The sequence below is a fragment of the Streptomyces sp. NPDC004284 genome (assembly GCF_042874035.1).
Classification (GTDB): Bacteria; Actinomycetota; Actinomycetes; order Streptomycetales; family Streptomycetaceae; genus Streptomyces.
This window is the reverse complement of sequence record NZ_JBIAMJ010000018.1, coordinates 49,241-60,998: the sequence shown is the minus strand read 5'-3', so window position 1 is coordinate 60,998 and position 11,758 is coordinate 49,241. Positions and strand designations below refer to the sequence as shown.

Genomic DNA, 11,758 nt, shown 5'->3' with positions numbered 1-11,758 from the left:
GCGATATGTATGTCCGGGCATGAGGGCGCCCCGTACCAGACCGGGGAGCCGTGAAGGGAGTGGGGGACGTTGAAGTCGATCACCGGGACTCTGGTCGGCCGTGAGCGTGAGCAGGAGGTGTTGGCCGGGTTCGTGTCGGCCGGGGAAGGGCGGTCTCTGGTCCTGCGCGGTGACACCGGTGTGGGCAAGAGTGCCCTGCTGGATCATGTCGCCGGCCTCGCGGCGGACGAGACGCACAGGGTGATGCGGGCGGCGGGCGTCGAGGCCGAGTCGGGTCTTCCCTTCGCGGGCCTGCACCAGTTCCTGTACCCGCTGCTGTCGTACATCGACCGGCTGGACGACAGCCACCGGGAGGTCTTCGACGTCGTCTTCGGCAGGAGCCGGAGCGCACCTCCCTCGGTCATGACCCTCGGCATCGCGGTGCTCGACCTGTTCGCGCTCGCGGCGTCGCAGAAGCCGCTCGCGCTGGTGCTCGACGACGGACAGTGGCTGGACACGTCCAGCACCGAGGTGTTCGGCTTCGTGGGACGTCGGCTCACCGGCAGTTCGGTGAAGCTCGTCGTCGGGCTGCGCGCCGATGTGGCCTCGGGCTTCGACACGGCGGCCCTCCCCGCGCTGCCCGTGACGACGCTGTCGGAGAAGGCCTCCGAAGAGCTCCTGGACCTGCACCATCCCGGACTGGACGCCCGGATCCGCCGTCTGGTCCTGGACGAGGCCCAGGGGAATCCGTTGGCCCTGCTGGAACTGCCGCCGTACGTGCGGGGCGGCCGGGCGGGAAGCGATCGCGGGGAACCGTTCGGCTACAGCGGTGTCCCGCTGCCCCAGCGTCTCCAGCACGTCTACGGCTCACGCATCGAGGCGCTCGACCCCGCCGTGCGCGCGGTGCTGCTGCGGGGCGCCCTGGACGGGGTGGGAGCCGGTGCGGGAGCGGGCCTGACCAGGGCCACGCGCTACCGCATGGTGGACGCCGACCAGGCCGCGGCCCTCGGTCTGTTGGACATCGACCCGCTCACCGGTGACTTCGTCTTCCGTCACCCCTTGGTGCGGTCGACCGTCGTCCAGATGGCGACCCCCAACGAGCGGCGCGCGGCGCACGCGGCCCTCGCGCAGGTGCACATCGAGGATGTGGAACGGCACGCCTCGCACCTGGGCGCCTCGACGGTGGACCCCGACGAGGAGGCCGCCGCGGCCCTGGAGGCGGCCGCGGACTCCGCGACCCGGCGAGGAGGCGCGATGGCCGCCGTCGCCTGGATGACCCGGGCCGCGGAGCTGAGCGAGAGCCCCGAGGCGCGCTCCAGGAGGCTGGGCGACGCGGCGTTCATCGCCGGGCACGCCGGCCGACTGGACCAGGCCCAGCGGCTGGTCCACTCCGACGTCGCGTCCGGCACCGGCGAATCCCCGGCCTCCGTGGTGACGTCCGCGTACGTCGCCCTGTACGAGGACGGGGACGTACGCTCCTCCCAGTTGCAGGTGACGGGGGCGATCGAGCAGCTGCGCGCCGGTGGGGCACTGGAACCGGGCGAGGTCCTGACGCGCCTGGTCAACCTGCTGCTGGCGATCAACCAGTACGCGAGTGACGCGGCCCAGTGGGAGCGGACCCACGAGCTGCTCGGCTCCCTGGGCGACCTGGTCACCCCCGCTTCGCGGATGTACCAGGACGCGTGGAGCGACGTGGTGCGCCGTGGCACCGATGTGCATCAGCGGGTGGAGACCGCCTTCGCCGACCTCCGCGGCCTGGAGCCGTGGGACCTCACACGGCTGGGAGTCGCCGCCTACCACGTGGACGCCCTCAGCCGGTACCGCCCCCATCTGCAGCGCACGGTGGACCGCGAGGTGGAGACCGGTGCGGTGGCGGCCGCCATGACCATGCTGCACCTGATCATGCTGGACCAGATGGCGGTCGGCGAATGGGCCGAGGCCGAGCGCACCGGACAACGGAACCTGGAACTGACGACCTCCCATCGGCACGCGCTCTTCGCGCATCACACCCGGGCGTATCTGGGGCTGCTGGCCGCGATGCGGGGCGAGACCGACCGCGCCCGTGAACTGCAGGCCGCCGTCGACTCCTGGGCACGCCCCCGTGGCGTCGGCTTCCTCACCCAGATCGCCGACTCCATCGGCACCACCGCGGCCCTCAGCGACGGCGACTACGAAGCCGCGTACCTCCACGCCATCGGCATCACGTCCCCGGGCGCCTTCGAGCCGTACGCGCACCAGGCCAGCCGCACCCTCCTCGACCTCGTCGAGGCGGCGCTGCACACCGGCCGCTCCGAACAAGCCCGTCAGCACGCTCTCGCGGCCCGGGACGCCGGCCTCCCGGACGTCTCGCCCCGCCTCGCCCTCATCACCTACGGCGTACTGGCCATGACCGCCACCGACCCCGCCGAAGCCGACCACCTGTACCACCGGGCCAAGGACCACCCCGCCGCCTCCCGCTTCCCCTTCGAACACGCCCGCGTCTGCCTCGCCCACGGCATCCACCTCCGGCACACCCAGGGCAGGAAGGTCGCGCGGATCTCCCTCACCCTGGCGGCCGAGACGTTCGAGCGGCTGGGCGCGACCGCCTGGGCCGAGCGGGCCCGAGCCGAACTGCGGGCGACCGGCGCTCCCTCCGCCCTCGTCTCCTCGCCGAACCTCGCGGCACTGACCTGGCAGGAACGCCGGATCGCCGCCCTCGCCGCCGGCGGTCTGACCAACAAGGAGATCGGCCAGCGCATGCATCTGTCCCCCCGTACCGTCAGCTCCCATCTGTACCGCGTCTTCCCCAAGCTCGGCATCACCACCCGCGCCGCGCTCCGCGACGCGCTGGGCAGACTTCCCGGAGATCAGAACGTGTGACTCCGCGTTCAGACCTCCGTGGCGCGGGCGTGTACGCCGTGCGCGTCGAGCCATCCGAGGACGTGGTCGGCGACGTCACGCCACCCTCTGTCGACGACCAGGGAGTGGCCGCGGTCCGCGAACTGCTTCAGGTCGGTCACCGCGGTGCTGTCGCCGTACTCCTTGTAGACCGCGCGGGTGACGGAGTCGGGCACCAGTCGGTCCTCCTGCCCCGAGACCAGCAGGAGCGGGCCGCGACCGGCGTTGGCGATGTCGGCCGCGGCCCGTGGACTGCGGGCCGAGCCGGCACACCCCAGGTCGGTGAGAAGCCGGCGCGGCGCGGGCAGTACGTACCGCTCGAAGAGCCGGTGGGCCTCCGCCGGCTCTTCGGTATTGGCGAAGAGGCGGTGGAACTGCTCGGCGGACAGGGCCACGAGGTCGTCGGTGCCCCCGTACTGTTCGGGGGCCCACAGCCGGGGCGGTCCCGCGGCCGACGGAACGTCGTTGACCGGAGCGGGCGCGATGGCCACGGCGGCCCGGGCGACGTCGAGGCCGACGAGGTGCTGCGCGATGAGGCCTCCGACGGAATGGCCGACGATCACCGGCGGGACGTCGAACGAACGCGCGATCGCGGCATAGTGATCGGTCAGCGCGTCCAGCCCGATGCCGGCGAGCGTCTCGGGAGACGTGTGCGCGTCGGGCGACGCGTCGGCCTGTCCCGGCCATCCGGGGACGACGGCACGGAATCCGCGACTGGCGAAGCGATCCACCCACGACTCCCAGGACAGCGAGTTCAGCCACGCTCCCTGGACGAAGACGACGGGAGTACGGTCCACGGTTGGCTCCTCCGACCACGACGACCACCCGGCACCAGAACGCGGGCGACGCTTCCAGAATCCTTCGGCCACGCCTCACGGGCGACAGTCGAATGACTTAATGTGGGCGGGCCTTGCCGAGCGGCGGGAGGCGTAGGTCGGTACGGGCCGGGAAGGAGCCCCGCGCAGCCGCGTCCCGGAGGACCGGGCGGACGACGACGGCGCCACGCCTCCTCAGACCCTGTTCTCCGCCTGGAACATCCAGCTCTGCTTCTCCCACTCGGCCGTCAGTCCGATCAGCAGGTCCTGGGTCACGGCGTCCACCGGCCCCAGCTCGTCGACGCGCTCCCGCACCCGCTCGACGACAGCGGAGAACGCGCGCACCAGAGCGTCGACGACGTCGGCGTCCTTCGTCCAGCCGGGCGGGAAGGCCGGCACATTGCTGGTGTCGGCGACGGTGGCGGCCCGTCCGTCCGGACTGACCCCCAGCGCCGCGGCGCGTTCGGCGACGGTGTCCGCGAACGCGCGGGCGGTGGTGACGACCTCGTCGAGCTGGAGGTGGACGGAGCGGAAGCGCGGGCCGTACAGGTTCCAGTGCGCCTGCTTGGCCACCAGGGACAGGTCGAGCAGGTCGACCAGCGTGGCCTGCAGGGCGGATCCGGCGATCTCGCGGTCCTTCTCCGGCAGCGGTCCGGTGATGACGGTCATGGAAGTGCGGTCCTCATCCGTGAGCGGGTGGTTCCGGCGCGGCTCGGGAGCGAGCCAGTGAACTTGCGTTCCTCGTGCTCTCACTGTGCGCTGCGGCGTCCGGTACGGAATCAGTCAGATGACGGTCACCTTGCGAACGTGTCGACACGAACACGTTCATCGACACTTCAGCACGTTTCTGAGATCGCGCAGGTCGGAGCAGGTGGGAGAGACATGATTCTGCCCGGGAAGGATTCCGACCCCTCACATGTGTGTCGCGGCCGGGGCAGGCGGCGCGACACTGGAGGGCATGAACGCGGATACCCATCCCCATGTCGGTGCATTCCTCAAGGCTCGTCGGGGACAGCTGTCACCCCGGGAGTGCGGCCTGCCCGAAACCGACTCCGCCCGCAGGGTCACCGGACTGCGCCGTGAAGAGGTCGCCCGCCTGGCCGCCATCAGCGTCGATTACTACACCCGTCTCGAACAGGGCCGCGTCCGCGCCTCCGCCCCGGTCCTCGCCACCCTCGCCCAGGCCCTCCGCCTCGACGAGGACCAACAGCGCTACCTCTACCGGCTCGCCGGCCGGACCGCCCCACACCCCCGCCGCCGCGGCACCCCACGCGTCCGCCCCGCCATGCAGCGCCTCCTCGACCGACTCCCCCGCACCCCCGCCCTCGTCCTCGGCAGACGCCTCGACGTCCTCGCCTGGAACACCGCCGCCACCCGCCTCTACACCGACTTCGCCGCCCTCCCCCCGAGCGACCGCAACTACATCCACCTCCTCTTCACCCACCCCGACATCAAGCGCCTCCACACCAACTGGCGACACGACGCCCGCGAAGCCGTCGCCGCCCTCCGCATGGAAGCCGCCACCAACCCCGACGACCCCCACCTCGCCCACCTCGTCGGCTCCCTCTCCGTGACCGACAAGGACTTCCGCACCTGGTGGGCCCAACACCACGTCACCACCACCGCCCACGGCACCAAGCACTACCACCACCCCCTCGTCGGCCACCTGACCCTCGACTGCGACACCTGGAACAGCCCCGACGACTCCGGACAACGCCTCATGCTCCTCACCGCCCCGCCCCAGACCCCCTCCCACGACGCCCTCCACATCCTCACCACCTGGACCGACGAGCCATTCGCCCCCGACCGGACGAAGGAGCTGCCCCGATGACCGCTTGGACGCAGGAGGAACTGGCCCTGTTCTCCGAGGCCCACGCCCTGGTCCTGACCGCCGGTGACAGCGGCGACCTCGGTGTGGAGGTCGGCATGGTCACCGCGGGCGGTCAGCTGTACGTCCGTGCCTACGGCGGAGTCCGCTCCCGCTGGTATCAGGCGGCACAGGAGCACGGTCACGGGCGGATCCGGGTGGACGGCGTCACCCACGAGGTCCTGCTCCGCGCCGAGGGCGTCGAGCCCTCTGCCGAGATCGACGATGCCTTCCGCGCCAAGTACGGCCGGGTGGCGGGCTTCCTTCTCTGCAACGCCGACGCGAGGGCCGCGACGATCCGGATCGCGCCGTCGCACTGAGGGGGACGTCTCCCCCGACGGCTCCACCGCGTGGCGACGCACGCCCGGGAGAGGCCGGCGACCCGATGCGCATGGTGGTGGTCGGGTCGCCGGCCGGGAGGTCCTCGTCGCGACCACGGGGAACGAGGACTCCCCCTCACCTGACGCCGGGGCCGTTGTTCGGCGGCAGGTGCTCCCACCTGAGGAACGTTCCGATCGCCCTCTCGGGTTCACCGGCATGTCGAGGAGCGCTGTTCCCCTTAGGAGCGAAGGTGTGAAACCCGGTTCAGATTGTCACCGCCTTGACAGGTGCTCTGCACACATGGGAGCCTCAGTCACCGGTTACAGAGGTTACTCCTTGATGGGGGATGTTCCATGGCAGTCGTACGCTTCCACCTTGTCTCCACGCTCAGCCCGAAGGACGTACGGGAGGTGCTGACCGACTTCGGCCCGTCCCGCGCCGAGGCCTGGCCCACGATCGACGCCGAGCACTTCCAGGTCCACGACCTCGGCGACACGTGGGCGGAGGTCACCGAGGGCACCGCCGCCGCCTGGGAGCGCGCGCGGTACGAGTGGGAACCGGACGGTGACACGGTGACCATCACCACCCTCGACTCCAAGCTCTTCGGCACCGGCGGCGGCTGGGTCTTCAAGATGACCCCGGAGGGCGACGGCACGCGGGTCGACGTCGAGCTGACGCGCGAGCCGAGCACCGTCAAGGGCAAGATGCTCGCCTCGCTGCTGCCCCTGGTCGGTCCTTCGTCTCTGCGCAAGTCCTTCGCGGGCCCTCTCCAGGCCAAGTGACCCGCGCACGGGGCCGACCGCCTGCACGTGCGGTCGGCCCCTTCGGCATGTCCGCCCTCCGCCCGCCGGCGGACAGCAATGTGACTCACCGCACGTCGTTCACCGTCCGCACGGCACACATCGGTGCCGTCGGGCGCCGGTGTGCGGCCCGACTCCCTGACCGTCAACTGACCGATGCGCCGACGCGTCGCCGGGCGAACAGTGGGAGGAGCAGACCTCGTCCCACGAAGGGGAACTCCGTCATGCACCGTGACCAGTCGCCGTTGCGAGCACATCCGGCCCACGAGCCCTTGCCACCGCTGCACCTCGACCTCGACCAGATGCTCGACGAGTTCACCCGGCAGCGGGTTCGGGCGACGTTCCGTTTCGACCCGGAGACGGCCGCGGTGATCACGGTCGAGTTCATGGCGGAACGGGGGCCCGGTCTCGTCTGGCGCATAGGGCGTGAGCTCCTGCACCACGGCGTGACGTCCATGAGCGGGCTCGGCGACGTACGGATGTGGCCGACGCTGCCGACGCTCCCCGGAGCGCCGCCCTCGTCGTGGCTGCTGCTGGATTCCGGGGAGGTGGAGGCCCTGTTCGAGCTGCCCACCGAGCTGTTGGGGGAGTGGCTGGACGCCTCCTACCGGTCGGTCGCGGCCGAGGCGGAGACGGCGGGGCTGAACTGGGACGGCTTTCTCAGGGACCTGGTCCGCGGGCCGGGGACGCCGTCCGCATAGCCGTCGGTCCGTTCCGGGCGGCGCATCGAACCACCAGAGGGAAGAGAGATCCCATGAGCACCGACGAGCAGTGTCCGTACCAGGGCGGCGGAGTGGACCTGGGGCCGGCTTTCAAGGCGGACGCGCCGGCGCGGTACGCCCGGTTGCGCGCGCTCGGGCCCATCCACCCGGCGCGGTTCCACTTCGGCCTGAAGGGGTGGGTGGTCGTCGGTCACGACCTGGCACGGGAGGCTCTGACCCACCCCGCTCTGCTCAAGGACTCCACGCCGGCCGCCGGGGCCCTCGCCGCCGCCGGCTACGTCCTCAACCAACCGTCGGTGGGACTGGGCGCGCAGATGCTGGAGGCCGACCCGCCCGAGCACGGCCGACTGCGCCGTCTGGCCTCGGCCGCCTTCACCCCGCGCCGGAGCGCCGAGCTGGCGCCGCGCATCGAGCAGATCGCCCACGCCCTGGTCGACGCCATGCCTCCGACCGGCGAGATCGATCTCATCGAGGCGTTCCACGCACCCCTGCCCGCCACGGTGATCGCCGAGATGCTCGGCATCCCCGAGGAACACCACACCGACTTCCGCCGCTGGTCGAGCCATGCCCTCCAGGTCGCCTCGCCCGAGCACCGCCCGGCGCTCGCCGGTCTGCACGCGCTCCTGGCGGGCCTGCTGCGGGACAAGCGGCGCGCCCCGCAGGACGACCTGCTCTCCGCCCTGGTGGCCGTACGCGACGAGCGGGACGGCCGGCTGTCGGAGGAGGAGCTGGTGGGCACCAGCATGATGCTGATCGTCGCGGGCCACGAGAGCACCGTGAACCTCCTGGGCAATGCCACGCTGGCCCTGCTGCGGCATCCCGGACAGCTGGCCGCCCTGCGCGAGCGCCCGGAGCTGATACCCGGCGCGGTGGAGGAGTTCCTGCGCCACGACACCTCCGTCGAACGCACCACGAACCGTTACGCCGCCGAGGACCTCGAACTGGGCGGGGTGCACATCCCCCGGGGCGGACTGGTCGTCGTCGCCCTCGGTTCGGCCGGGCACGACGCCCCGCAAGCCGAGGGCACCGACCCGACCGTCCTCGACGTGACCCGGCCGAACGCCCGCCACCTGGCCTTCGGGCACGGCATCCACTACTGCCTGGGCGCCCCACTGGCCCGTCTGGAGACGGCGATCGCCCTGCGCGTCCTCCTGGCCCGCGTTCCCGAACTGGCACTCGCCGCACCGGCCGGCTCCCTGGAATGGATCGGCTCCGGCATCATCCGCGGCGTACGCTCCCTGCCCGTGCGCTACCGCGTCGGATCCACGCGGCCCGGGGTGTGAAGACCGTCGATGGGGCTTCAAGGAGTTTCCTGAAGCCCCATCACGTGTTTTCTTCGGCAAGCCGCTACGGGGTGACCCAGCCGCTGCAGGCCGTATAAGTGGGCGCGAAGTAGCTGCACACCTGGAAGCTACGGACGTCCTTGGGCAGGCCCACCGTTCCGGTTCCGCCGTACACCGGTCCCCAGGTGCCCGTCGTGCCGTCGACGAACACGACGTGCGCGATGGTTCCGACGTAGTCGTCGCGCTTGTAGTCCGCGAGCCAGAGCCAGCTCGGCGCCCCGTTGCCCGGATTGTTGTCCACCTCGGCTTCGTACAGCGAACCGTTCCACCAGAGCGAGGCCTTGCGGGCGGTCTGGGTGGCGGCCGAGGCGGACTGCGGCGTGGCGAGGCTCGTGCCCACGGCCATGGCGGCCACGGCGGTGGCGACCGCGGCCGCCCGGACGAAACCCGTCAGAGTCATTTCTCTTCCCTTCTCGTGTTCTGCCCGCGCCCCGAAAGGCGCGGGCAGAAAGGTGTTGTCCGGAGGTCAGACGGTCCGGGTGCGCAGCTGCCGGGACTTCCAGCCGAGCAGGAGGGCCTGGGCGATGAACCACACCCCGCCGCCGGTGGCGTACACCGACAGGACGTCGAGCGAGGAGTTCCCGCCCGCGGCCTGGATGTTGTAGAAGATGCCGACGACGAAGGACAGCCCGCCCGAGATCAGCGTCGGCCACTGCTTGCCCAGTTCCGGGCCTCGGCGCCGTATCCCGACGATCACCTGGGCGGCACCGGAGACGACGGCCCAGGCGCCGAACACATGGAGCACCGGTGCCTCGCCGCCGGCGCCGGCGATGCCGACCGCGAGGGCGGCGAGTGTGCTGACCGCTCCGTTGAACGCGGTGACCCTGCGCTCGGAGCCCTCCGGGGTCGCCCGGTGGTCGATCAGCGAGGAGACCGCGTCGATCACCGGGTAGAAGACCAGCAGCGCGATCGCCGTGGCGTCGATCTCCTCGTGGGAGACGGCGAACGCCAGGGCCCACGCCACGGCCAGGACTCCACGGGCGAGGTAGAGCCTCAGCAGGGAGGAGCGTTCGTCCGCCAAGCCTTGTTCCGACGGCGTCGATGTCTGCGTGCTCATGATCATTCGGCCTTTCCCGGGTCAGCGACGGTGCGGCGATGCGCACCGGAAGCTGGAGGCGACGGCCGGGTCGCCGTGGCCCTTGTAGCGGGAGACCGCCGGGTAGCGGCACAGGTCGCGCTGGTACTTCTCGCCGGCGTCGTTGACCAGGGTGGCGGGCAGCGTCTTGGGGGCCTCGCCCCGCTCGACCCAGTCGACGAGGGCGGAGAGGCCGTCGGCCGATCCGTCCTGGCCGTTCAGGCCGCAGTGGTCGGTGCCCGGGGCGAGGAAGAGACGGTAGAAGTCGTCGACCTTCTTCGTGCCGCCCATGAGCCGCTCGACCTGCTTGCGGTACAGCACGCTGCCCTGGGTGGGGATGAAGGGGTCGGCCTGGCCGTGCCAGGTCAGCAGCTTGCCGCCGGACTCGCGGAAGGCGGACAGGTCGGGGTCGTCCGTGCCGATGATCTCGTCGTACTCGGCCTGGGACTGCTTGAACAGCCGCGTGAACTGGCTGTAGGTGATGGTCGAGAGGTCGAAGGACGGGTCCTTCTTCACCCAGGACTGGACCCAGGCGGCGGGCACCGGGAAGGGCGCGCCCTTCAGGTCGCCGTCGCCGTCGCGGAAGGTGCCGGCCAGGCCCTTGAGGTTCGCCCCGACCGGGACTCCGGGCCACAGCTTCTCGCCGGTGGCGGTGCGCGGGCCGTCCCAGATCTTGCGGACGACGGCCGCGTCGGCCGCCGTGATGGTCAGTTCCCTGCCCTCGCACAGCACCTTGGTGCCGATGAGCCGGCGCGGGTCGAAGTCGCAGCGGGAGGCGTCGTTGAGGAGACCGTCCGCGAGGCCGTCACGCTTGTCGCAGGCCTTGACGGCGGCGTCGGTGAACGCGTCGAGCTCGCAGCCGGTCAGGTGGTTCTTCTCGTTGTTCATGACCACCTGCGGCCACAGGGTGGCGACCTCGTACTCGTCCCAGTTGGTCGCGGGCGCGTCGGCGAGGATGCCGTCGTAGTCGTCGGGGTGGCGCTGAGCCTCCATGTAGCCCTGGCGTCCGCCGGTGGAGCAGCCGGTGAAGTAGGAGTAGGCGGCGCGCTCGGCGTAGGCGGAGGCGACGACGGCCTTGCCGACGACGGCCGCCTCGTGCTGGGAGCGGGAGGCGAAGTTCTTCAGCGGCGCCCGGTTGACCTGGCCCTTGTCGTTCAACGCCCAGCTCACGTCGAGTACGTCGCCGACGCCGGCGTCCGTGGTGGTCGCGGCGTAGCCGTTCTTGACCGCGGTGCCGAGCCCGACGCCGTTGTCACCGGCGGAGTAGGCGCTGCCGCCGAGCCCCTGGAACCGGCCGTTCCAGCCTGTCTCGGGCAGCCAGGTCTTCACCTTGACGTGGTCGCCGGCGCCCGGGTGGGTGAGGGTGACGGTCACCTCGCAGAAGGCCGGCACATCGGTGACGGTGCCTTCCAGAATCCCGGTGCCGTGGATGGTGCCGCCGGCCTGCCGGACCGCCGTCACGGACTCGACCTCGCTGCCGGCCGGGGCCTTGACCGGCACGGTGCGGCAGTCGAGCGGAGGGAGGGCATCGGAGGTCGGGCTCTCCGCCGACGCGTTCGGCAGATACACGGCGGCCGCGACCAGCGGCACACCGGCCGCGAGGGCGGTCAGAAGTCGTCGTCTCATGGGGTTCCATCCGTGAGGTAGGCGTGTACGGGGTCGCGCGGCGACACCTGTGGTGGGCGGAGAGCAGGACCTGTGGCCCGGGGCAACGGGACACGATCCGCTGGGGAGGTCGGCGTCCTGCCGCCGCGTCGACAACCGGCTCTCACTCTGGATGCTCACCGCGCCCCGGAGAACAGTCAGTTGACGGTCCGTGTCCACACCCTGCGGGCCCGCGGGTGAGATACGTGTTAGGTCATTCGACGGGACGTGTCTCCCCCGACGCGGCCGCTCACACCCGGTCGGCGGGCCTCTTCGCGGACGGGCTGCTACGCTTGCGGACGACATTGGTTGTCC

At 71.1% G+C, this 11,758-nt stretch carries 11 protein-coding genes; 6 read left to right on the top strand and 5 right to left on the bottom strand.

Translation table 11 applies throughout. The annotated features are described in order from the left end of the window. The first annotated feature begins 69 nt into the window (after window positions 1–69). Window positions 70–2,838, top strand: a complete 2,769-nt coding sequence (locus tag ACFYUS_RS32780; protein WP_388860436.1) for an AAA family ATPase — start codon at window positions 70–72, stop codon at window positions 2,836–2,838. 8 nt (window positions 2,839–2,846) lie between these two features. On the opposite strand, the gene ACFYUS_RS32775 is transcribed toward ACFYUS_RS32780, so the two are convergent. Then, window positions 2,847–3,653, bottom strand: a complete 807-nt coding sequence (locus tag ACFYUS_RS32775) for an alpha/beta hydrolase (protein WP_388860433.1) — start codon at window positions 3,651–3,653, stop codon at window positions 2,847–2,849. A gap of 213 nt (window positions 3,654–3,866) precedes the next feature. Beyond that, complete coding sequence (locus tag ACFYUS_RS32770) at window positions 3,867–4,340, bottom strand: DNA starvation/stationary phase protection protein (RefSeq protein WP_388860430.1); 474 nt, start codon at window positions 4,338–4,340, stop codon at window positions 3,867–3,869. 289 nt (window positions 4,341–4,629) lie between these two features. Here ACFYUS_RS32770 and ACFYUS_RS32765 point away from each other — a divergent pair, with 289 nt between their 5' ends. From ACFYUS_RS32765 to ACFYUS_RS32745, 5 genes are all read left to right on the top strand, one after another. Continuing rightward, on the top strand, window positions 4,630–5,502 hold the full coding sequence (locus tag ACFYUS_RS32765; RefSeq protein WP_388860427.1) for a helix-turn-helix domain-containing protein: 873 nt from the start codon (window positions 4,630–4,632) through the stop codon (window positions 5,500–5,502). Next, window positions 5,499–5,858, top strand: coding sequence for a DUF2255 family protein (locus ACFYUS_RS32760; RefSeq protein WP_388860424.1), 360 nt, complete (start codon window positions 5,499–5,501; stop codon window positions 5,856–5,858). The genes ACFYUS_RS32765 and ACFYUS_RS32760 overlap by 4 nt, the downstream gene beginning before the upstream one ends. Window positions 5,859–6,212: 354 nt before the next feature. Continuing rightward, a complete protein-coding gene (locus tag ACFYUS_RS32755) occupies window positions 6,213–6,641 on the top strand; it encodes a hypothetical protein (RefSeq protein WP_388860421.1) in 429 nt (142 codons plus the stop codon). 242 nt (window positions 6,642–6,883) lie between these two features. Next, window positions 6,884–7,360, top strand: a complete 477-nt coding sequence (locus tag ACFYUS_RS32750; protein WP_388860418.1) for an SsgA family sporulation/cell division regulator — start codon at window positions 6,884–6,886, stop codon at window positions 7,358–7,360. Between the two features lie 53 nt (window positions 7,361–7,413). Further along, window positions 7,414–8,664, top strand: coding sequence for a cytochrome P450 (locus tag ACFYUS_RS32745; RefSeq protein ID WP_388860415.1), 1,251 nt, complete (start codon window positions 7,414–7,416; stop codon window positions 8,662–8,664). A 64-nt stretch (window positions 8,665–8,728) separates the two neighbouring features. On the opposite strand, the gene ACFYUS_RS32740 is transcribed toward ACFYUS_RS32745, so the two are convergent. From ACFYUS_RS32740 to ACFYUS_RS32730, 3 genes are all read right to left on the bottom strand, one after another. Beyond that, complete coding sequence (locus ACFYUS_RS32740; protein WP_388860412.1) at window positions 8,729–9,124, bottom strand: hypothetical protein; 396 nt, start codon at window positions 9,122–9,124, stop codon at window positions 8,729–8,731. Between the two features lie 66 nt (window positions 9,125–9,190). Beyond that, window positions 9,191–9,781 (bottom strand): DUF308 domain-containing protein, encoded by a 591-nt coding sequence (locus tag ACFYUS_RS32735; RefSeq protein ID WP_388860409.1) that lies wholly within the window; start codon window positions 9,779–9,781, stop codon window positions 9,191–9,193. Between the two features lie 21 nt (window positions 9,782–9,802). Further along, window positions 9,803–11,425 (bottom strand): tannase/feruloyl esterase family alpha/beta hydrolase, encoded by a 1,623-nt coding sequence (locus ACFYUS_RS32730; RefSeq protein WP_388860406.1) that lies wholly within the window; start codon window positions 11,423–11,425, stop codon window positions 9,803–9,805. Between the last annotated feature and the right edge of the window lie 333 nt (window positions 11,426–11,758).

Excerpts from the sequence above, each read along its gene's own strand:
- ACFYUS_RS32770 (WP_388860430.1), bottom strand. The coding sequence starts at position 4,340 with ATGACCGTCATCACCGGACCGCTGCCGGAGAAGGACCGCGAGATCGCC.
- ACFYUS_RS32765 (WP_388860427.1), top strand. The coding sequence starts at position 4,630 with ATGAACGCGGATACCCATCCCCATGTCGGTGCATTCCTCAAGGCTCGT.
- ACFYUS_RS32735 (WP_388860409.1), bottom strand. The coding sequence starts at position 9,781 with ATGAGCACGCAGACATCGACGCCGTCGGAACAAGGCTTGGCGGACGAA.
- ACFYUS_RS32730 (WP_388860406.1), bottom strand. The coding sequence starts at position 11,425 with ATGAGACGACGACTTCTGACCGCCCTCGCGGCCGGTGTGCCGCTGGTC.
- ACFYUS_RS32750 (WP_388860418.1), top strand. The coding sequence starts at position 6,884 with ATGCACCGTGACCAGTCGCCGTTGCGAGCACATCCGGCCCACGAGCCC.
- ACFYUS_RS32740 (WP_388860412.1), bottom strand. The coding sequence starts at position 9,124 with ATGACTCTGACGGGTTTCGTCCGGGCGGCCGCGGTCGCCACCGCCGTG.
- ACFYUS_RS32755 (WP_388860421.1), top strand. The coding sequence starts at position 6,213 with ATGGCAGTCGTACGCTTCCACCTTGTCTCCACGCTCAGCCCGAAGGAC.
- ACFYUS_RS32745 (WP_388860415.1), top strand. The coding sequence starts at position 7,414 with ATGAGCACCGACGAGCAGTGTCCGTACCAGGGCGGCGGAGTGGACCTG.
- ACFYUS_RS32760 (WP_388860424.1), top strand. The coding sequence starts at position 5,499 with ATGACCGCTTGGACGCAGGAGGAACTGGCCCTGTTCTCCGAGGCCCAC.